At 59.7% G+C, this 20614-nt stretch carries 17 protein-coding genes; 4 read left to right on the forward strand and 13 right to left on the reverse strand.

The window, feature by feature from the left end:
• Positions 1–6: 6 nt before the first annotated feature.
• Positions 7–1728, reverse strand: a complete 1722-nt coding sequence (locus RGR602_RS30480; RefSeq protein ID WP_040115711.1) for an ABC transporter ATP-binding protein — start codon at positions 1726–1728, stop codon at positions 7–9.
• A gap of 186 nt (positions 1729–1914) precedes the next feature.
• Here RGR602_RS30480 and RGR602_RS30485 point away from each other — a divergent pair, with 186 nt between their 5' ends.
• From RGR602_RS30485 to fhuB, 4 genes are all read left to right on the forward strand, one after another.
• Entirely contained in the window at positions 1915–2679 is a 765-nt protein-coding gene (locus tag RGR602_RS30485) for an ATP-binding cassette domain-containing protein (RefSeq protein ID WP_040115712.1), read from the forward strand.
• A gap of 152 nt (positions 2680–2831) precedes the next feature.
• A complete protein-coding gene (locus RGR602_RS30490) occupies positions 2832–4955 on the forward strand; it encodes a TonB-dependent siderophore receptor (protein WP_052451813.1) in 2124 nt (707 codons plus the stop codon).
• Positions 4955–5812 (forward strand): ABC transporter substrate-binding protein, encoded by an 858-nt coding sequence (locus RGR602_RS30495; RefSeq protein WP_063856024.1) that lies wholly within the window; start codon positions 4955–4957, stop codon positions 5810–5812. Before RGR602_RS30490 ends, RGR602_RS30495 begins: the two co-directional genes overlap by 1 nt.
• The gene (fhuB, locus tag RGR602_RS30500; protein WP_063856037.1) at positions 5812–7809 is read left to right on the forward strand and encodes a Fe(3+)-hydroxamate ABC transporter permease FhuB; all 1998 of its coding nucleotides are present in this window, start codon (positions 5812–5814) and stop codon (positions 7807–7809) included. The genes RGR602_RS30495 and fhuB overlap by 1 nt, the downstream gene beginning before the upstream one ends.
• Before the next feature lie 31 nt (positions 7810–7840).
• Here fhuB and RGR602_RS30505 read toward each other — a convergent pair whose 3' ends face one another.
• The 12 genes from RGR602_RS30505 to otnK all read right to left on the reverse strand — a co-directional run bounded on the left by RGR602_RS30505 (position 7841) and on the right by otnK (position 20495).
• A complete protein-coding gene (locus tag RGR602_RS30505) occupies positions 7841–9475 on the reverse strand; it encodes an FGGY-family carbohydrate kinase (RefSeq protein ID WP_040115713.1) in 1635 nt (544 codons plus the stop codon).
• Positions 9476–9477: 2 nt separating this feature from the next.
• Entirely contained in the window at positions 9478–10206 is a 729-nt protein-coding gene (locus RGR602_RS30510; protein WP_040115714.1) for an SDR family oxidoreductase, read from the reverse strand.
• Between the two features lie 25 nt (positions 10207–10231).
• A complete protein-coding gene (locus tag RGR602_RS30515; protein WP_040115715.1) occupies positions 10232–11482 on the reverse strand; it encodes a sugar ABC transporter permease in 1251 nt (416 codons plus the stop codon).
• Entirely contained in the window at positions 11479–12300 is an 822-nt protein-coding gene (locus tag RGR602_RS30520) for an ATP-binding cassette domain-containing protein (protein WP_040116619.1), read from the reverse strand. Before RGR602_RS30520 ends, RGR602_RS30515 begins: the two co-directional genes overlap by 4 nt.
• An 80-nt stretch (positions 12301–12380) precedes the next feature.
• Positions 12381–13466 carry an ABC transporter substrate-binding protein gene (locus RGR602_RS30525; RefSeq protein ID WP_040115716.1) on the reverse strand — a complete coding sequence of 362 codons (1086 nt, stop codon included), beginning with the start codon at positions 13464–13466 and terminating at the stop codon, positions 12381–12383.
• 209 nt (positions 13467–13675) lie between these two features.
• Positions 13676–14560 (reverse strand): AraC family transcriptional regulator, encoded by an 885-nt coding sequence (locus RGR602_RS30530; RefSeq protein WP_040116620.1) that lies wholly within the window; start codon positions 14558–14560, stop codon positions 13676–13678.
• A 272-nt stretch (positions 14561–14832) separates the two neighbouring features.
• Positions 14833–15552 (reverse strand): DUF899 family protein, encoded by a 720-nt coding sequence (locus RGR602_RS30535; RefSeq protein WP_040115717.1) that lies wholly within the window; start codon positions 15550–15552, stop codon positions 14833–14835.
• A 247-nt stretch (positions 15553–15799) separates the two neighbouring features.
• Complete coding sequence (gene panB / locus RGR602_RS30540) at positions 15800–16630, reverse strand: 3-methyl-2-oxobutanoate hydroxymethyltransferase (protein ID WP_040115718.1); 831 nt, start codon at positions 16628–16630, stop codon at positions 15800–15802.
• A complete protein-coding gene (gene panC / locus RGR602_RS30545) occupies positions 16630–17505 on the reverse strand; it encodes a pantoate--beta-alanine ligase (protein ID WP_040115719.1) in 876 nt (291 codons plus the stop codon). Before panC ends, panB begins: the two co-directional genes overlap by 1 nt.
• Positions 17506–17636: 131 nt before the next feature.
• Complete coding sequence (locus tag RGR602_RS30550; protein WP_040115720.1) at positions 17637–18530, reverse strand: NAD(P)-dependent oxidoreductase; 894 nt, start codon at positions 18528–18530, stop codon at positions 17637–17639.
• Positions 18531–18577: 47 nt separating this feature from the next.
• The gene (gene otnC, locus RGR602_RS30555) at positions 18578–19219 is read right to left on the reverse strand and encodes a 3-oxo-tetronate 4-phosphate decarboxylase (protein WP_040115721.1); all 642 of its coding nucleotides are present in this window, start codon (positions 19217–19219) and stop codon (positions 18578–18580) included.
• Entirely contained in the window at positions 19206–20495 is a 1290-nt protein-coding gene (gene otnK / locus RGR602_RS30560; RefSeq protein WP_040115722.1) for a 3-oxo-tetronate kinase, read from the reverse strand. Before otnK ends, otnC begins: the two co-directional genes overlap by 14 nt.
• Positions 20496–20614 lie beyond the last annotated feature (119 nt).

Raw genomic sequence — 20614 nt, forward strand, 5'->3', positions numbered from 1 at the left:
CCGCGGTCAAGAATTGCTGGCAAGCTGGGCATCGTAAAGGCGCCTGTAATGGCCGCGCCGCTTTAGCAACTCGGCATGCGAACCCTCTTCCACAACACGTGAGCCGTCCACGACAACGATCCGGTCCGCGTCGCGTATTGTTGCCAGCCGGTGCGCGATAATCAGCGTCGTCCTGCCTTCGGCAAGCTTGGCCAGCGATCGTTGTATCTGACGTTCGGTCTCTGTATCGAGCGCCGACGTCGCCTCGTCGAGAATGAGGATCGGCGGGTTCTTCAAGAACATGCGGGCAATTGCCAGGCGTTGTTTCTGGCCGCCCGACAATTTGACGCCGCGTTCGCCGATCATCGTATCCAGCCCGTCTGGCAGCGACGCAATCATGTCGTCAAGCTTGGCGCGCATAGCGGCCTCGACAATATCGGCTTCGCCGGCGTCCAGCCTTCCATAGGCGATGTTTTCGCGAATCGTTCCTGCGAACAGAAAGACATCCTGCTGCACGACACCGATCTGACGTCTGAGCGAGGCGAGTTTCATATGGCGGATGTCGATGCCGTCCACCGAGATGGCCCCGTCGCCGACTTCATAAAAGCGTGGCAGCAGCGAGCATATCGTCGTCTTTCCTGCGCCAGAGGGGCCGACGAATGCAACCGTCTCGCCTGCCCTGATCGTCAGATTGACATGCTTAAGCGCCGCCTTGCCGCTGCTATAGGCGAAAGACACGTCGCGATAGGCGATTTCGCCCCTCAAATGATCGACTTCGATCGCGTCGGGCGCATCCTCGATATCGGGTTCTGTGTCGATCAGTTCGGTAAACCGCCGGAAACCGGCAATGCCTTTCGGGTAGGTTTCGATAACCGAGTTGATCTTCTCGACGGGTCGGAAGAAGACGCCGACGAGAAGCAGGAAACCAATGAAGCCACCGGCCGTCAGCTCGCCCGCCAGAACGAAATAGCTGCCGGCGATCATCACGATCATCTGCGTCAGCCGCATGCTCATGTAACTCAGCGATGTGCTGGCAGCCATGATGCGGTAGGCTTGGAGTTTCGTCCTCCGGTAGCTTTGATTGTCATTTTCGAAGAGAGCCCGTTCATGGTCCTCGTTGCCGAAGGCCTGCACGACCCTGACACCGCCGACGCTCTCTTCGATCCGGGCATTGAAATCGCCGACGCGCCCGAAGAGGGCCCGCGAATTCCTCGTCATCCGGGTTCCGTAACGGCTGGTCACCCACGCCGTCAGCGGCACGATGATGGCGGTGATGAGCGCGAGCTGCCAATTGACAGTCAGCATCAAGATCAGTGCGCCTGCAAACGTCATCACCGCAATGAAAAGATCCTCGGGACCGTGATGGGCCACTTCGCCGATCTCTTCGAGATCCTTGGTTAGACGGCCGACCAGATGGCCGGTCTTCTGATTGTCGTAATAGCTGAAGGAGAGCTTCTGAAGATGGTCGAAGGCCGCCCGGCGCATGTCGGTCTCGATGTTGATGCCGAGCATATGGCCCCAATAGGTGACGATCGCCATCAAGCCGGTGTTGATCACATAAACCACCAGAAGACCGGCAGATGCCAATAAAATGAGCAGCCAGTCCTGGCCGATCAGAAGCCGGTCGACGAACAGCTTCACAGCCATCGGAAAGCCGAGCTCGAGCAGGCCCGAGATGATCGCGCAGCTGAAATCCAGCACGAAGAGGCCGCGATAGGGCCTGTAATAGGAAAAGAAACGGCGGAGCATTTCGACCTTTGAAGGGAGTGAGCTTAAACGGCGGCATTGACGATAAGCGCGCATTGATGCGAAACATGATCCGCACTCTCATATTTTTTGACGAGAGCCAATAGGGCGCTGTGCATGACATTGCATGTTGATAAGAAACCGGCAACTGCCACCGAGGCGAAAGGTTCCGACGCGGGCACCGCTTCCATGCTCTCTCTTCAAGACGTCGGCTTCGTCATCGAAGGCCGTACCCTGCTGCACCCGCTGACGCTGGACTTTGCAGCCGGAAAAACGGTCGCGTTGATCGGCCATAACGGTTCCGGAAAATCGACGCTGCTGAAGCTTCTCGCCCGCCAGCAACAGCCTTCTTCCGGCACGATACGCTTGGAAGGCAAGGCGCTTGCCGAATGGCCGGGCCGCGCCTTTGCCCGCCGCCTCGGCTACCTGCCGCAGCAAACGCCGGCAGCGCCGGGGATGCTTGTCAAGGAGCTTGTCGCGCTCGGCCGCTACCCCTGGCATGGTGCGCTCGGCCGCTTCGCAGAAGCGGATCGCACCAAGGTTTGCGAGGCGCTGGAACTGACAGGCACCGCCTCAGTGGCCGGCAGGCTTGTCGATACGCTGTCGGGCGGAGAACGCCAGCGCGTTTGGCTGGCGATGCTTGTAGCCCAAGATGCCGATTGCCTACTGCTTGACGAACCCATCTCAGCACTCGACATCGGCCATCAACTCGAAGTGCTGGCGCTGACCCAGACACTTTCGCGCGAGAAGGGCCTCAGCGTCATCGCCGTGCTTCACGACGTCAACATGGCGGCGCGATTCTGCGACGAAATCGTCGCGCTGCATTCCGGGCGCTTGATTGCACGGGGGACACCGGCGGAAATCATGAGACCTGCCGAACTCGATAAGATCTACAATGTCCGAATGGATGTGATGCAGCAACGATCCGGTCGGCTCGTGGCGGTGGCCCAATAGTTCTGGATTGCAAGTTCGAAGGGCGGAAACTTCCCGCCTGAAAGTTGACAGTGACTGGCAACTTTAATAGGTGTCGGGCACGGAAGCCACGGCCCCTGCGCCCCAGCCACCAGCATTTCATTTCGATATCGGATTTTGCCTGGGGAGCAGCGATGTCCTTTCGTTCCGCGCTTGGCCGCACCATTCTTTCTCTTTCATGCAGCGCAGGCTTTTTTCTACCGGCGCTTGCGCAGGATCAGGCAGTGACGGTGCTGCAGCCTGTCGTCATCCAAGGGGATGGCGGCGGTGCATACGGCAGCGGCATATTCGAAGAGGAAGGTTACGTTGCCAAAGCCGGGCGCGCAGCCGGCAAGAGCGATACCCCGCTGATCGAAACGCCGCAGTCGGTGTCCGTGATCACGGCGGACCAGATCGACGCGCAAGGCGCCGAAACCCTGAATGCGGCCCTGCGTTACAGCGCAGGCGTCGCCGGCGAGAATAATGGATCGGATACTCGCGGCTATGGGCTGCAAATCCGCGGCTTTAACGTCTCCGACGAAATCTTCTATGTCGATGGCCTGCATTCGAAGGGAACGGAATTCGCCTCCTTCCTGTCGCTGGAGACTTACGGCGCCGAAGCCATCGAGCTTGTGCGCGGTCCGGCTTCCGTACTTTACGGCCAGAACAGCCCCGGCGGCATCATCAATTACTCCAGCAAACGCCCGACTGCCGAAGCGTTCGGCGAAGTGGGCCTCAGCGCCGGCAGCTTCGACCGCTACGAAGCACAATTCGATATTGGTGGTCCGATCACCGAAGACGGGGTATTCAGCTACCGCCTAACGGGTCTTGGCCGCAAGGGCGACACACATGTGGACTTCGTCAACGACGATCGCGTCTACCTCGCACCCTCCGTCAAATGGGCGCCGGACGACGAAACGAGCCTGACGGTCTTTGCAAAATACCAGAAGGACTTCACCGGTTGGGGCATCCAGTTTCTGCCTGCATCCGGAACCGTCCTGCCGAACGCGAATGGCGAAATTCCACGCGACAGGTTTGTCGGCGAACCGGATTTTGACCGCTATGACCTGACGATTGCGACGATTGGCTACGCGTTCGAGCACCAAATCGACGAGACGTGGGCTTTCCGGCAGAACGCGCGCTATTCCTATCTGAAAAACGTACAGGAAGGGGTTTTTGGCAACGGACTCGCCGCCGACGGACGCACCCTCATGCGTTATGCCGACGAAGGCCGATCGCAGCTGGCAAGCTTTGCGATCGACAATCAGGCGGAGGCAATGTTCGACACCGGTCCGCTTGCGCATAAGATGCTTTTCGGGCTTGATTATCAGTATACACATTTCAAAGACTGGGGCACCTATGCCGATGTCGATCCAATTGATGTCTTCAATCCGGTCTACGGCTCGCCGCTGCCAGCACTTGATGTCTATACAGACGCGAAGACGACACAGCATCAGCTCGGCCTTTACGTGAACGACCAGGTCAAGTTCGACAAATTCGTGCTGACGGGCGGCCTCCGTCACGACTGGGCGCGAATGGAAACGCTCGAGCAGTTTGACGGAAGCCGCACGGACAAATCCGATCGTGCCTTTACCGGCCGCCTCGGCCTTGTCTATCTGGCCGATAACGGTCTTGCGCCCTACGCCAGCTATTCGACCTCGTTCATGCCGGTGCTTGACGATCCGAGCTTTGATCCCGAAACAGGGCGGCAATACGAGGTCGGCGTGAAGTATCAGCCGGAAGGCTATAACAGCTTCGTGACGCTTTCGGCCTTTGATCTGACGAAAGACAATGCCGTTCGCTATCAAGGAAGTACTGCGGTGCAGACCGGAGAAATCCGCTCCCGCGGCGTCGAACTCGAAGGCGTCGCAAGCCTCGATGAGGGCTGGGATATCAAGCTTGCTTATGCCTATCTCGATACCGAGATCATGGACGATACCGAGGGAACCGGCGGCAACACGCCTTACGGCGTGCCTCGCCATCGCGCGTCTCTATGGGCAAAGTACACGCTCCAGCGCGGCACGTTGGAGGGTCTCGGCCTAGCCGCAGGCATCCGCTACATCGGATCGACCTATGGCGACGATGCGAATTCGTTCAAGGTTGCGAGCGTTACACTTGTCGACCTTGCCGCAAATTACCAGTGGAAAGACTACGAGTTCCAGCTGAACGTCAGTAATCTCTTCGACAAGCGCTATGTGGCCTCGTGCTTTTCGCAAACGGCCGGATGCTTTTTCGGCGAGGGCCGCAAGATCGTCGGCTCGGTGAAATACCGTTGGTAATGTTTACCCGGCGGACTTTATTCGGCGGGCTAGCCGCATCGGCTTTCGCACCGGCGGCCTTCGCATCCCCGCCGCGACGCATCGTCTGCCTCGAATGGACATCGGCCGAAATGTTCATGTCGCTCGGCGTGCAGCCATTGGCGGTTGCCGATCTCAAAGGCTATCGGGACTGGGTCGCTGCGCCCGCACTGCCCTTGTCGACATTTGATCTCGGCGCCCGCGGCGAACCGAACCTCGAAGTGATCAGCGCGCTTCGTCCCGATCTGATCGCAGGCGCCTATGGCTACGGGATTGATGAAACAATGTTTGCGCACTTTGCGCCGGTGTTCAGCGTTCCGTTCTATGACGGAAAGAGCACGCCGCTTGCTCAGGCGGCAGCCGAAACCGTAAAACTCGGCGCTCTTCTGCGACGGCAGGAGGAAGCGCGGGAGCATGTCAGCCAAGCCCTGCGCACGATCAATGATACCAGGGATGCTCTTCGCACCCGCCCGGCCGGTCCGATCGCGATCGTCAGCATGTTCGACGACCGCCACGTGCGGGTCTATGGAAGAGGCAGCCTGTTCCAAGACGTGTTTGACCGCATCGGGCTGGTCAACGCGTGGACCGGCCGGACATCGGAATGGGGATTTTCAATCGTTGGCATCGATGCGCTTACGACAATCGGTAATGCCCATCTGGTTTTGCTCGATCCGATCCCGGCGCATATCCGCATCCGCATTGTGCAGAGTACGCTCTGGACCAGCCTGCCCTGTGTCAGAGCTGGAAATGTTGCAACGATTCCCCCGGTGTGGCCCTTCGGTGGGTTGGCCGCTGCCGCCCGTTTCGCCAACTTGATCGAAAACGTCGTGCAGGCATGATGGTCATCGATCAGCCGATATCGGCGGAAAGCAGCGGCTTTTGGAAACTCATGCTGCTCGTCGCCATCCCCGCGATCACCGCGATGGCCCTGACTATTGCCGGAGCCGAACGGCTGTTGCCGCTTTCCGCCTGGTGGTCCGCGCTTGTCGAAACCGACAATGCGAAATCGCAGGAACTGCTTTTCCGCCACGCCTTCATGCCGCGTGTCGCGGTCAGCATCCTCGCCGGCCTGGGCCTCGGGCTCTCCGGCATCCTGATCCAGCATCTGCTTCGCAACCCACTGGCAGAGCCAACGACCATCGGCACGAATGCCGGCGCTGGGCTCGCCTTGACCATCGCAACGCTTTACGCCCCCGTAGCGCTCGAAAACGGACGTGGTGTCATCGCGCTCCTGGGCGGTGCGTTGACGACGTTCCTCGTCTTTTTGCTCGCACAGCGCCGGCAATTTTCGCCAGTCGCCGTCATTGTCTCAGGGCTTGTCGTCAGTTTGACCTGCGGTTCGGCGAGCGCCCTGCTCATGGCCATCAATCGCGAGTATACCGAGGAGCTTTTTATCTGGCAGAGCGGATCGTTGATCCAGAACGGCGACGCCGTCATCCGGGCGCTGCTTCCGCAGATTACTGTTTGCAGTGTCCTTGCATTCATGTTCCTGCGGCCCTTGCGGCTGCTGGAAGCGGGCGATGAAAGTGCCGGTAGCCTTGGCATCAGGCCGGCAGCCATCAGGCTTATCGGTCTTTCGATCGCAGTAGCAATGAGCGCATTCGTCGTTGCGGCAGTCGGCGTCATAAGCTTCATTGCACTCGCAGCCCCTGCCTTCGCGCGCATCGCTGGCGCAAGGACGCTGCTGCAGCGCATGGTCTGGTCGCCACTGATTGCCGCCTCGCAGCTTTGGCTGGTCGATCAACTGATCCAGTTCCACTTCAAGGAGATGGCATTTCCCGCAGGCGCTGCGACAGCACTTCTCGGAGCACCCCTGCTGTTCTTCTTCCTGCTTCGTTCGAAGACCGTGTCCCTGGACAGCCGAGAGGGCACATTCGCTGCCGTCGCTCCTCACAAAATGCCGGCGCTTCTTCTGCTTGCCGTGGCACTTGTCGTTGCGACAGGCCTTGTTTTTTTCTTTGGAAAGGGTGCAAACGGCTGGGGCTCCATCGCGGCAGCAGAGATCGGTCAATTGGCCGAATTGCGGTTGCCACGGATCGGCGTGGCGCTTGCGGCGGGAGCCATGTTTGGAGTTTGCGGCACATTGCTTCAGCGGATGACCGCAAACAGCATGGCTGCTCCCGAAGTGATCGGTGTCTCAGGTGGGGCAAGCCTCGGCGTGCTTGCGCTTTTTGTCGTCACCTCCAGCATCGATCGGCTTTCGCTGGCAATGGCCGCAAGCGTCGGCGCCTTCGCAACGCTCGCGCTCGTCATGTTTGTCGCTGGCCGGCAGCGCCTTTCGCCGGAGAAGCTTCTGCTCGCGGGGACATCTGTGACGACGCTTGCCTCCGCGCTCGCAGCTCTCGCTCTTGCAAGCGGCGATCCGAGGACGGACTTCCTGCTCGCCTGGCTCTCGGGATCCACCTACCGGGCAACGCCAACTCAGGCGACAGCAGCAGCCGCTGTCGCGATCCTTCTTCTATCCGTCGCGCCTTTGACGATCCGCTGGCTCGCCGTCTTGCCGCTTGGCGAAACCGTGTCGCGCTCGCTGGGCCTCGGTGTCGTTGCCGTTCGCGCCATCCTCCTTTGCCTCATCGCGATCCCGACAGCCCTCGCCACGCTGCTGATCGGACCGCTCAGTTTCGTCGGGCTGATGGCGCCGCACTTTGCGAGAATGACGGGGTTCCGAAGACCGGCCGGCGAAATATTCGCTTCTGCATTTTACGGTGCACTCATATTGATCGCGGCCGATTGGATGGGAAGAACCATCATTTTTCCGTGGCAGATACCGGCAGGTCTGCTGACAGCTCTCGCCGGCGGCCCGTTTTTCTTGATCGTAATGAGCCGCTCCCGATAGACATCGCCTTCTGTCTTTAGCAGCGGCGCGATCAATCGCCGGTCAATGAAAGCGAACGGACATTCCGGTCTGCCGACTGCAGCAGTTCAAAAGCCCGGTACCTGTTTGTGTGCAGAGCCGCAATCGCACCACCGGTCGGATGGAAGGTTTTGGAGAGACGCGACATCACCTTCATCGCTTCGGGCAGGGAAGGATGATGTCCGCCAGCGACGGCCCCGAGCATTGCCGCACCAAGCAGCACAGGCTCCTCGGTGTCGGCGATTGCCACCGGCAGATTCGTCGTATCGGCCAGAAGCTGGCGCACGAGATTGCTTTGCGCCGCACCACCGCTGGCAACGATCAGGTCAAGCGCAATGCCGTCCTGCGCCAGTTTTTCCAGGAGCTGCTTGAGGCCGTAGCCGATGCCGCAGAGGCCGGCGATGTAGAGGGAAATCAGGTCGGAAATATCTGTATCAAGTCCGATGCCGGCGACGACTGCCCGCGCGCCGGGGTCAGCATGCGGTGACCGGTTTCCGAGAAACTCCGGCACGACGTGAAGAGACTTGGCAAGCTCGACGGCGCGCCCAAGCTCCGGGCACATCTTAGTGGCTTGCCCGTCAAGCCATGTAACAAGAGGCATGCCCGCAGCGTCCGCTTTCGCCTGTGCTTCACCGGAGGCGGGATGCATCGTCACAAGATGGTCTATGGCAGCACCTGCCGCTGACTGCCCGCCTTCCGTCAGCCAGAGCCCTGGCACCATGGCCGAGAAGTACGGTCCCCAGACGCCATTTACGAATACTGGGCTGTCGCTTGAGACCATCGAGCAGGCGGATGTACCGAAGATGTAGGCAAGCCTGTTTCTGACATCCGAATGGCCGCTTGCCTCGGCCCCGCCGAGCGTGCCGACACCCCCCGCATGCGCATCGATCAGCGCAGCTCCGACCGGCGTTGCGACCGTCAATCCGAGATCGGCAGCGGCTTGTTCGGTGAGCCCATTTGCCAGCGCCGTGCCGGGATCGACGATGTCCGTGCCTATCCTTGAAAAGCCTTCGGCTGCCAATTCCTCAAGCCCGATCGCCTCGAAGTACCGTGCATCCCAACGGTTCTCGTGGGCAAGAAAGGTCCATTTGCAGGTGACCGTGCAGACCGACCGGCTGAGCGAGCCTGTTGCGCGCCAGGTCAGATAGTCCGCAAGGTCGAAGAAGTGACCGGCAGCGGCAAAGGAGGCCGGCAGATTGCGCTTCAGCCAGAGAAGCTTCGGCGTTTCCATTTCCGGGGAGATCCGCCCGCCGACATAACGCAGGACCTTATGGTCTCCGACATTGATTTCCGCAGCTTCACCGGCGGCACGGTGATCCATCCAGACGATGATATTTCGGTTGGGGTCGCCGGAGGGACCAACGGCGACCGGGGCGCCGTCGGCCGTCACTGAAACGAGAGAACAGGTGGCATCAAAACCCAGACCGGCAACAGCTGCAGGTGGAATTTCCGCCGCTGCGACAGCTTCCTTGACGCTGTCGCAGACTGCTTTCCATATCTGCTCGCTCGATTGCTCGACGATGCTGCCTGCCTCATACCAGATCGTGATGGGACGTTTTGCAGCCGCCCGCAGAATGCCGTGTTCGTCGAAGACCCCTGCGCGCGCGCTGCCTGTACCTACATCGACGCCGATAAAGAATTGCGCCATGGTCAAAGGTCCGTGCTGTGCGGCAAGATGACGAGATCGCGGATCGTCACGTTGCGTGGTCGCGTCAGCATGAAGAGCACGGCGTCTGCGACCTCCCTGGCTTCCATCAATCCTCCTGCGGCAATTGTCTCATCGAGTTTTTCTTTCGGCCAGTCGCTGATCAGCGCCGTCACCACCGGGCCGGGTGCGACCGCGCCGACGCGTATGCCATGCTTTATGACCTGGCGCCTGACCGTATGGACGAAGGCCTGCACGGCATGTTTGGACGCAGTATAGATCGGCTCCCACACCACGGGAACCAGGCCGGCGATCGAACTGGTCATGATGATGTCGCCGGTCTTTCTCTCCACCATATGCGGCAAGACCGCCTGAACCGATCGGAAGGCCGCATTGATATTCAAGTTCAGCATTCGGTCCCAGGCATCAGGATCGCCGTCCACCACCTGCCCGCCGATGTAGGAGCCTGCATTGGCGTGAAAGATATCGAGCTTTCCGAACCGCTCCAAAATCTGCGGCATCATCATTGAGACGCTGGCGGGATTGGTTAGATCGGCAGCCAGAGGGAAAGCGTTCGCACCCAGCTCGGAGCATATGCTCCTCAGTGAGTCTTCGGCTTTGTCGATGAGAGCGACGCTCGCCCCCTCCCGCAATAAAGACTTGGCGCATTCAAGACCGATCCCCGAGGCAGCCCCGGTAATCGCTGCGACCTTTCCAGAAAGTTCCTGTCCCATATCAATCCTTGCTTTCGTAGTTGTATCAGGCGCGGCCGTGCGAGACTCTCGACCGGCGTGCCAGCGAGTCGACGATGACTGCGATGGCAAGAACTGCGCCGGTGATCATGTAGCGAAGGGCCGAAGACAGATCGAGCATCGTCAGACCGCTTGCGATCGACTGGATAACGATGATGCCGAGAAGTGCCGAGTAAGCGCTGCCGCGGCCACCGAAGAGGCTTGTTCCGCCGATGACGGCTGCTGCGATCGCATTCAGGTTGACGTCGCCCGTCCCGGCCTGCTGGCTTGCCGATGCCAGACGTGCCGCCGCAAGCACGCCGCCGAGTGCGGCAAACATGGCGCAGAGAACGAAGGCGCTGGTGTAGATGAGCCGAACATTGATGCCTGCACGGCGTGCCGCCTCGCGATTGCCGCCGACGGCCGCCATCGAGCGGCCCCATTGAGTCCGGGTGAGCGCGTAGTTCATCACGATCGCAAGCGCGACGAAGAGCGCGAACATCCACGGGATGCCGCGATCCTGATTGAGATAAAAGACGACGAATTCGAGAAGGATCGTGATTGCAGCGACACGCACGACGAGAGCACCGATTGAGCGCGACGAGAGATTGGCTTGTCTGCGGCGTTGCGCAGCCCGATAGCCTGAAATCAGCATCACGACGCCCGGCAGCAGCGCACACAAGTATGCGAGTGGACGCGGAATGACGAGCAGCTGCCCGAAATTCACCAAAGACGAGCCGTAAGGCAGGTTGATCGAGCCTGTTGCGCCGAGCAGATAGAGCTGCATTCCGAGCACCGCCAGCAGGCCGGCAAGCGTCGAAACGAAACTTGGCATTCCAAGGCGATTGAAAAGCAGAGCATAGAGCGAGCCGATCAATCCGCCGACAAGGACGGCGGCAATGATCGCAACCGCCACGGGCCAACCCTGATTGACCCACAGCATGCCGACCATGGCGGAAGCAAAGCCACTGATTGAACCAACGGACAGGTCGATCTCGCCGACCATCAGCACGCAAACGATTCCAAGCGAAATCACCCCGACCGTTGAGGCGTCGAAAAGCAAGTTTGCAAGGTTGTTGCTTGAAAGAAATGTCGGGTTGAGGGTGCCGAAGACTGTCCAGATGATCACCAGGCCGACGACCACGGGAAGCGAGCCGAGATCGCCCGAGCGCACCTTATCGATCGAAGAGCGGATCGTCGCGCCAATGCCCGCATCGTGGCTGACGCGAACATCACCGCGATCCAGAAGCGTCGCTGTTTGTTTCACATCGCTGGTCATATCTGCCCCTCCTGCCTCATATCCTGCTGCGCCTGACGCCGGCCGGCGCGGCGCGAGACTGCATTTTCGCTTGCCCCGGTAATGGCGGTGACGAGTTCCTGGTTGGACGCATCGGGATAGAAAACTCCGTTGTTCCGCCCGAGCCTCAAGACGACGATGCGATCGGCTACTGCACGCACGTCCTCCATATTATGGCTGATCATTACAACCCCGAGGCCGCGGTCGCGCACCCGCTCGATTAGGTTCAGCACCTCTGCCGTCTGGGCAACGCCAAGGGCGGCCGTCGGTTCGTCGAGCAGGATGAGCTTCGGCTCCAGAAGCAGGGACCTTGCAATCGCCACCGTCTGTCGCTGTCCACCCGACAGCGATGCGATCGGAATGCGGACACTTGGAATGCGGGCCGAAAGCTCGTTCAACAGCGTCCAGGCACGAACCTCCATCGCGGTCTCGTCAAGCTTTAACGGGCTGAGCTCCCGGCCGAGGAAGATGTTGGCAACGACATCAAGGTTCTCGCAAAGCGCAAGGTCCTGAAACACGGTTGCAATCCCCAAGGAGAGGGCCGCACTCGGGTCGGCCAACGTCACCTTGCTGCCGCCGAAAGTGATCTCGCCCGAACTCGGCTGGTGGACGCCGGCGAGGATCTTCACGAGCGTCGATTTGCCAGCGCCGTTGTCCCCGACGAGCGCCACGACTTCGCCTGCGTGAACGTCAAGATCGATATCGGTGAGCGCCGAGACGGCACCGAAATGTTTCGAGATACCTTTTAGGCTGAGCACCACTTCGCCGGCCGGGGCTGCTTGGTTGGAAGCGTCAGTCATCTGTCGCGAGCCTTTCATCATGAATTTCAGGCCCTTCGGCCGCTCGCAAGAGCGGTCGAAGGGACTTCCGGGAGGACAGATCAGCTGCCGATGCCGAGCTTCTTGCAGCCTTCGGCGTAGCGATCCGTGCAGAGCTGCTCCGGGGTCTGGATCGGCTTGCCATTGACTGTTTTGTCGATGATCTCGGCCTTCAGGTTTTCGGCGGTAACGAGCGCCGGCGTAAAGAGTTGCGTCGGCGTGTCGAAGAGCGTGGTATCAGCCTTCGGGGTTTCGCCCGACAGCAGCTGGATGGCGACATTCGCCGCAGCCGCGGCCACGATCTCGCTTGGCTTGGAGATGGTGTTGTACTGATCGCCTGCGATGATGAGCTGCAGGCCAGCGATCGTCGCATCGTTGCCGGTGACCGGCGGCACAGGATCGATGCCGGCAGCCTTGAAGGCTGCAACGGCAGCACCACCCGTGCCGTCATTGGCGGCCACAACACCGATGATCTTCTTGCCGAAACGGGTGATCTGTCCGCTCGCCCACTGCTGCGCCTTCGGCGGAGCCCATTCCGGCGTATCGAATTCGGCAAGGATGGGATAGCCGCCTTCGGCGAGACCGGCATGGATTCCCTTCTTGATGAGGCCTGCGGCAGCATCCGTCGGCGAGCCGTTGATCTCAAGAAGACCGCCGTCGCCAGCCTGTACGTTCTTTTCCTTCAGATGATCGACCAGCGATTTGGCGATCATCTTACCGATTTCCTCATTGTTGAAGGAGACATAATAGTCTGCAGCGGCAGAGGGAATCGGCCGGTCATAGGCAATCACCTTGACGCCCTGGCTCTGCGCCATTTTGACCAGCGATGCGGCAGCCGTGGAATCGACCGGGTCGAGCACGATCGCCTTGGCGCCCTGCGAGATCGCCGAGTTGAACTGCTGCTGCTGGCGCGAAGCGTCGCCGTTTGCGTTTTGGTAAATCACCTTGCAACCGGCGCAGAGTTTTTTCATTTCCGCTTCAAAGCCCGGATAGTCGTGCTCCTCATAGCGTGTGGAGCTCTGGTCGGGCATCAGAAAGGCAACCGTTGCATCGGTTACCTTTGCAGACTGGGCAAAGGCGGACGTGCCGCTGAGAAGACCGACGGCGAGCGCTGCTGCGCCTGCCAATTTCCATGCGAAGTGGGTCATTGGAATTTCTCCGTACCAAATGGTAACTGTTTCAACGAAGTGTCAAGCTCGCTCGAACTCGACACTCTTTGGGCGATCCGGCCGTCCGAAGCGCCTTCTTGACCGGCGCTTCTCAGGCTGATTTGCGGACAAGCAATCCCGTTCGGGCCACTTGTGTGCCCGTTCGCCTTGCCCTTGTTGTTCGTTTTCTCCTCCCCGGTCCTCCCTTTTTAGGCGGCCTCCACCGCTCTTGCATTTTGTGCCAGCAATATTCTGAAACGCGAGGGCGCCATGCCCTTCTGATCCAGAAAACGGCGATTGAAATTCGAGATATTGTTGAAGCCGGCCGCAAAGCAGATGTCGGTTATCGACATGGCGGTTTCGCTCATCAGCAGATGGCAGGCGAAGTTGATCCGCAGCCGGTTTACATATTGAACGAGCGCCATGCCGGTATGCCGACGGAAGCTGCGTGAAAACGCACTTGGGCTTTGCCCGGTCAACTCGGCAAGGTCACCTTCGCTGAACGGTTCGGTCAGATGCGTGTTGATAAAGGCTAGCGCCTGGTTCACCCCGGCTGACATGAAGCCCGAGGGATCCGGATGATAAAGCGCGCTTGCGAGCGTGCGCGTGCCCTGCGCAGAACTCAGCGCCTCGAGCACGTTCATGAAAAGCTCAATGCGGCGAATTCCCTTGGCTTCGACCAGCTCCCCAAGGAGCGGGCCGACGAGCGATGCCGTTTGGGGTGTGAACAGCGCACCTCGACGGCTCATTTCCAAAATGCCGGCACAAGCCGAGAGTTCCGGAAAAATCCGACTTGCATCTGCAAGGAAGGATTCGGTGAACTGAAGCACCCGGCAGCGCAGTGGAAGGCATGTGCCCGGCGGCACGTCGCTCACCCAATTGTGCGGCAGGTTCGGTCCGGTGAGCACAAGGTTGTCGGGCTCGAATTCGCCGATGAAATCGCCGACGAAGTACTGTCCCGTCGTCGCGACGACATGGTGGATTTCATATTCGGGATGGAAGTGCCAGCGGACCGTACGGTAGGGATAACCATGCTCCCAGGCCTTGAAGGATTCGCCGCTGCCGATCGCGACCACTTCCAAATCTGGATTCATGGAACCTTCCTCCCCGCGCATCAACCGGAATTTCTCCGGCAACGGTGCCTCCTCCCAGAGGTCATCATCTGAAGGGACTTTACGCGCAGACATCAGCAATCGCTACTACGCCATCGACCTCTCACTGATACTTTTTTGACAATTCTCCTGTGATTTGTGACCAATCATGCAGTTTTTCGGCCTCGCCAAAGACTTCTTGGCAGCAAAGATCGAAGCCGACATATGACGCCGCGCCGCCTTGCCTTGCGCGACGTCCGCCACCGACATTCGCTTCAGATGCTCAAAGGCGAATAGGAAAGCTTCGGATACCAGTCCGGCGCCCGTCCTTCCGGCGTGCAATCGAGCACCGTCCAGAGAGGCATAAGGTCGGGCGCACCGCGCGGATCCTGTCCCGGGTCGGCTGTTGCCGATCCCATTTCCTCACTCCAGAAATGCCGGATCGTACCGTCGCGTCGCGTGAAGACGTTAAACGCCGCATCATCGCTGCCGCCCTCACCGAGCGCGCGATAGTCCCGGCTATAGTCGCCATCAATGTCCGAATAAAGCGGCAGATAGCGCCAACCGCGCTCCATCTTGAACGACAGCAGTCTTTCGAGGGGTGAACGGGCAACGACTGCGAGCGCTACGCGCTGCTGCATGTCGGAAACTTCCCCGTCCCAGGCGGACAATAAGGATGTGCACATAGGACAAGGACGTTCGCGTTCGGGACCGAACATGTAGCTATAGACAATCAGCGTATCCTTGTCGGCGATCAGGTCTTTCAATGACACGAAACCGGTACTTCCCTCGAACCTGTATTCCTTCGTCACTTCGCCTCCAGGCGGAAGAGCGCGCCGTTGCTCGGCGACGCGTTCTATGTGGCGCCGCAGCTCGATCTCTTCGGCAAGCAGCGCATCGCGCGCACGCCGATAGTCTTCACTCTCGTTCGGAAATCGGGCACCGTTTCTGCGGGCGAGTTCGATTGCGGGTGTCAGGTGCTGATGATCAGCCATAATATCCTCCTTCGATCTGATCGTGAGAGAGGAGCCATGTGCCGTCTCTCCCAGGCTTTGAACGCGAGGCGCCGGCCGTCATTCCGGAACTGGAGCGCTCGACTGTTCAAGGACGATTGACGGCCGCCAAAATCGACAGCGCTGCTGATAAATGTCTTCCGGTGCATGCCAAGAAAGGTCGGCCGACCCGGCGTCGACGACTTGGCGGAGGCGAGCTTATTGGAACATGGCTTGCAGAACCCGCGGATCAAGGCGGTGGAGGTCGTAAGTCGAAGGTGTGTTCCTTGGCCGGGAAGCGTCGATTCCGGACATCGTCAGCATAGGTGCTTGCCGCCTCCTCGATTGTCTGTGCAAGATCGGCATAGCGTTTGACAAATTTGGGCTTGAAATCGATGAACACGCCCAACATGTCCTCGGCAACCAGGATCTGGCCGTCGCAGGCCGGCGAAGCGCCGATGCCGATCGTCGCGGCGTGGATCGAGGCGGTCACCTCGCGCGCCAGGGGCTCCACCATTCCCTCGATGACGACTGCAAAAGCGCCGGATCCGCCGACTGCTCGGGCATCGCGCCTGACCCTGGCGATCTCGCTTTCGTTGTGGCCGAGCGAGCGGTAACCGCCGGCGGTGTGCACCTGTTGCGGCATCAGTCCGATATGTCCGCATACCGGCACGCCGCGCGCGGTCAAAAAGGCGATGGTCTCGACCATCTCCTCGCCGCCCTCCAGCTTGACGCCGTCGCAGCCGGTTTCCTGCATGATCCGCACGGCACTGCGAAAAGCCTGTTCCTTCGATTCCTGATAGCTGCCGAAGGGCAGATCGACGATGACGCAGGCCCGCGAGACTCCGCGCATGACCGCCTGACCATGGGCGATCATCATGTCGAGCGTAACCGAAGTCGTGCTCGGCAGGCCGTAGAGCACCATGCCGACGGAATCGCCGACCAAAAGCAGATCGCAATGGGCGTCAAGGGCGCGCGCCATTGGTGTCGTATAAGCGGTCAGGCAAACGATCGGCGTTGAGCCCTTCATGGACTGGATGCGAAATGGTGTCAGCCGCTTTTGACTGGAAGGCTTGCTCATCACGCAGCCCTCGACTGGATTTGGCTCCGGTGGCCGATGATCCTGTTGTCAAGAAGCCTGGTCGAACCGATCCGTACGAAGAGGGCGACAAGGGCTTGCCGATCGCGCAAGGTTTCAAGCCTTGTCAGGGTCTGCGGATCGCGAACGGCAACGACTTCAGCCTCGGCGAGCGGCTCGCGTGCAATGAACGCGGCCAATGCCGCCTCCAGAGCCTGCGGCTCCTCAATCCCGTCGCGGTAAAGTCGTTCGGCTTCGTCCAGTGCCTTTGGAACGATCACCGCAGCGGCACGTTCGTCCGCCGTCAGGTAACTGTTTCGCGATGAAAACGCCAGTCCGTCGGCCTCCCGGACAGTTTCGACGGCGACAATGCGGACCGGCAGGGCAAGATCCTCGACCATCCGTTTGATGATGACGACCTGCTGGTAGTCCTTTTTGCCAAAATAGGCCGCATGCGGCTGAACGATATTGAAAAGCTTGGTCACGACGGTCGCAACGCCGGCAAAATGTCCGGGCCGCACGGCACCCTCCAACTCGCTACCAAGCGCCGGCACGTCCACGATCGTCTGCATCGGCTGCGGATACATCTCCTGAACGCTTGGGGAAAAAAGGATATCGACGCCGGCATCAGACAGCATGGCGCTGTCCCTTTCGAGGTCTCTTGGATAGCGCGTAAGATCTTCGTTCCTTCCGAACTGCAGCGGATTGACGAAAATGGAGACGACGACGGCATCGTTGCCACTGCATGCACGCCCAACCAGTTCCATATGCCCGGCGTGAAGGTATCCCATCGTCGGGACGAACCCAAGGGTCCGGCCTTCATTCTTGATCGCCGCGATGTGCTCGCGCAGTTCGGCAACCCTTGTAACGACACGCATCCCTCGACCTCCCCAAAAAGCGGTGGCGGATAGAAGTTGATTTCGCGCGAAGCGTCAACTTACCTGCTAAGATAATATCGATTAGAAGCTGCTGAAACTGCTTTCACACCGCCGCTTGCTTTGATCTGCGGTCAACCGACATTGTTTTTCCGGGCAACGAAGTCTGCAAGATGCGGCACGTAGTCCTCCGGACCGTTGCCGCCGCCTGCAACTGCCGCGGCATAGGAGTTCTTCACCGCACTTGCAAGCGGCGTGGCAACCGTCGCGTCATTTGCCATGGATTCCAGATATTTCAGATCCTTATACGCATTCGAAAGCGTGAAGCGATGCGCATTTCGGTTACCTTCCAGAGCATAACCCATGAAGGTCTGGTAAAATCCGCTGTCCATGCGCCCGCCCCGGATGACACTGTCGAAGCGTTCCACGGAAATTCCGACCTTCCGGGAGAGTGCCAGAGCCTCGGCAAAGAGAGCTCCCATGCCCAAAGAAATGAAATTGTTGAGCAGCTTCATGCGATGACCGTCGGCCACCCCGCCGATATGGACGATCTTCGCCGCCCAGGTCGATATCACCGGCTGGATCCGCTGGAATGTCGCATCATCGGCACCCACCATGCAGTCCAAGGTGCCCTCCCACGCCTCCTTCGGCGTCCGGCTAAGGGGTGCGTCGGCAAAATAGACTTTCTGCGCCGCAAGCGTTTCAGCAAGACGAATTGTCACCGTTGGATCCCCGGTCGAGCAGTCGACAATCACCGTTTCCGGGGCAAGGGCCGGCCGCATTTCCTCGATAACGGAGGACACTTCCTTCGAGCTTGTGAGGCACAGAAAGATCATGCTCGAATTTTTTGCAAGCTCCGCAAGCGAATGGGCCTCGCGGGCGCCGCGGCCGAGCAGGTCTTCGACCGGTTTACGATTGCGGTGCGCGATCACCGTCAGCGGGAAGCCTTTTTCGACGATGTTCCTCGCAATGCCGTGTCCCATCAGTCCAACACCGACAAATCCGACTCTTTCCTCGATTTCAGCCATTTTTTCTCTCCCGTCCAATCGTATTGAAGTTGCGCCGCCGACGCGGCCTAAGGAAGGTTGAAGCGTTTGCGCAAGTCATCGACCTGTTCGGCGGTCAGCATCCTTTTGGCGTGATGCTGCAGCATGAGAAAAAGCTTTGCAGTCTCTTCAAGCTCCTCGGCGGCGAACTGGGCGCTTGCAAGCGTCGTCCCGGCGACGACCGGCCCATGATTGGCAAGTAGCATCGCGTGATGACGCCCGGCCAGCGACCGCACCGCGTCTGCAAGCGCCATGTCCCCAGGCGCGAAATAGGGGACAAGCGGCAAGCGTCCGACACGCATGACGTAATAGGCGGTCAAGGGCGGCAGGACATCCTCAGGATCGATATCGCGCAAAATGCTGACGGCTGTTGCATGGCTCGAATGGAGGTGGACGACGGCGCCGGCATCACCGCGCTCGCCATACATCGAAAAATGCAGAAATGCTTCCTTGGTCGGCGCGTCGCCGGACACGAGTTTGCCCGAGGCGTCGAAGAGGGAAAGGCGGGCCGGGTCAAGAGACCCCATCGAGGCATTGGTCGGGGTCATCAGCCAACCGCCGTCGGAAAGACGAACCGAAATATTGCCGGTCGAGCCGGAGGTCAGCCCGCGCTCGAACAGCGACTGCCCCGTACGGCATATCTCTTCACGCAGGCGGTTAATCTCGTGCATCCGACCCCTCCGGATCAAGCTGCGCCCAGGCTTTCAGGAAGAAATCCGGAGCGCCGAAATTGCCGGATTTCAAAGCCAGCACAATGTCCGGACCGCTTAGGCTGCGGGTCCATGGCACGCCTGGATCGATTTCAGGGCCGATCGAAAGCGTCTTGACGCCGAGCGCATTGATCACCGCGCCTGAAGTTTCTCCGCCGGCAATGAGAAAACGGGTAAAACCCTTCTGCTTCAGTCGCTCGGCAACCTCGGCCAGCGTCTGTTCGACAAGCGCTCCGGACTCGTGCCGTCCCATAGCCGCCTGGATGCTTTGAAGCTCCTGCGGACTGGCGCTGGAATAAACGAGCGGCAGACGGTCCTTGTCTTGCGAAATCACCCAGTCTGCGATTTCAGCCGCGCTCTGGCTTCCATCGGCAACCGCCGAAATATCAAGCCTCAGAAGCGCTGAAGCGTCATTGCGGGCAACCTCGATCTGGACACGGGTTGCAGCCGAGCAAGATCCGGCAAGGACGACCCGGCGCCCTACCGGCGCCATCATGCGGGTCATGGCTTTGCGGACCGGCAATTTATTGCGTTTCCTGAAATTTTCGGGCAACCCCATGGCAATGCCGGAGCCGCCGGTGACAAGCTTCATGCCGTCGCAGGCCGCCCCGATAGCGTGCAGATCGGCATCCGACAACGTATCGACAACGAGGATGCGCTTTCCTGCCGCCTGCTGCTGCGCAAAAGCCGCCCGGATGGCGTCTTCGCCCCTGGCGATCACCGGCCAATCGATAAGACCGACCGGCCGTCTTGTCTGCCGTTGCAGGACGCGCACGAGATCGGGATCGTGCATCGGCGTTAAGGGATGGTCCTTCAGAGAACTTTCCGACAGGAGCCGATCGCCGACAAAAAGATGCCCCTTATAGACGGTGCGGCCGGCTGCAGGAAAGGATGGACAGGCAATCGTCAGTTCGCCTCCCGTCAGATCCTGAAGCGCGTCGGCGACCGGCCCGATATTGCCGTCATCGGTGGAATCGAACGTCGAGCAATATTTGAACAGCAGCTGCTCTGCGCCGGCGGCAAGCAGCTTGCCGGCCGCCGCCCTCGATGCCCTGACGGCTTCTTCTGCAGGGATCGTTCTCGATTTGAGTGCGACGACCACCGCATCCGCATCGCCAAAATCAGCCCCCTCCTCCGGCACGCCGATCACTTGCAGGGTCTTCATGCCTTCACGCGACAGCATGAGGCAAAGATCGGTTGCTCCGGTGATGTCGTCGGCTACTGCACCGATTAACACATCATTTCTCCTGCCTGTTTGCGTTGAATGCCCGTCTGACGAAGTGTCAAACTCCCCGATGAGAAATAGAACTTGCAATCCATTCCGTCGATAAGCTAACCATAGAGTGGCAGCGCTGT

It is taken from the genome of Rhizobium gallicum bv. gallicum R602sp, from assembly GCF_000816845.1.
In the GTDB taxonomy this organism is placed as follows: domain Bacteria; phylum Pseudomonadota; class Alphaproteobacteria; order Rhizobiales; family Rhizobiaceae; genus Rhizobium; species Rhizobium gallicum.

Bases quoted from the DNA above. Each gene is read 5' to 3' on its own strand.
- RGR602_RS30480 (WP_040115711.1), bottom strand. From the start codon at position 1,728: ATGCTCCGCCGTTTCTTTTCCTATTACAGGCCCTATCGCGGCCTCTTC.
- RGR602_RS30485 (WP_040115712.1), top strand. From the start codon at position 1,915: ATGCTCTCTCTTCAAGACGTCGGCTTCGTCATCGAAGGCCGTACCCTG.
- RGR602_RS30490 (WP_052451813.1), top strand. From the start codon at position 2,832: ATGTCCTTTCGTTCCGCGCTTGGCCGCACCATTCTTTCTCTTTCATGC.
- RGR602_RS30495 (WP_063856024.1), top strand. From the start codon at position 4,955: ATGTTTACCCGGCGGACTTTATTCGGCGGGCTAGCCGCATCGGCTTTC.
- fhuB (WP_063856037.1), top strand. From the start codon at position 5,812: ATGGTCATCGATCAGCCGATATCGGCGGAAAGCAGCGGCTTTTGGAAA.
- RGR602_RS30505 (WP_040115713.1), bottom strand. From the start codon at position 9,475: ATGGCGCAATTCTTTATCGGCGTCGATGTAGGTACAGGCAGCGCGCGC.
- RGR602_RS30510 (WP_040115714.1), bottom strand. From the start codon at position 10,206: ATGGGACAGGAACTTTCTGGAAAGGTCGCAGCGATTACCGGGGCTGCC.
- RGR602_RS30515 (WP_040115715.1), bottom strand. From the start codon at position 11,482: ATGACCAGCGATGTGAAACAAACAGCGACGCTTCTGGATCGCGGTGAT.
- RGR602_RS30520 (WP_040116619.1), bottom strand. From the start codon at position 12,300: ATGACTGACGCTTCCAACCAAGCAGCCCCGGCCGGCGAAGTGGTGCTC.
- RGR602_RS30525 (WP_040115716.1), bottom strand. From the start codon at position 13,466: ATGACCCACTTCGCATGGAAATTGGCAGGCGCAGCAGCGCTCGCCGTC.
- RGR602_RS30530 (WP_040116620.1), bottom strand. From the start codon at position 14,560: ATGAATCCAGATTTGGAAGTGGTCGCGATCGGCAGCGGCGAATCCTTC.
- RGR602_RS30535 (WP_040115717.1), bottom strand. From the start codon at position 15,552: ATGGCTGATCATCAGCACCTGACACCCGCAATCGAACTCGCCCGCAGA.
- panB (WP_040115718.1), bottom strand. From the start codon at position 16,630: ATGAGCAAGCCTTCCAGTCAAAAGCGGCTGACACCATTTCGCATCCAG.
- panC (WP_040115719.1), bottom strand. From the start codon at position 17,505: ATGCGTGTCGTTACAAGGGTTGCCGAACTGCGCGAGCACATCGCGGCG.
- RGR602_RS30550 (WP_040115720.1), bottom strand. From the start codon at position 18,530: ATGGCTGAAATCGAGGAAAGAGTCGGATTTGTCGGTGTTGGACTGATG.
- otnC (WP_040115721.1), bottom strand. From the start codon at position 19,219: ATGCACGAGATTAACCGCCTGCGTGAAGAGATATGCCGTACGGGGCAG.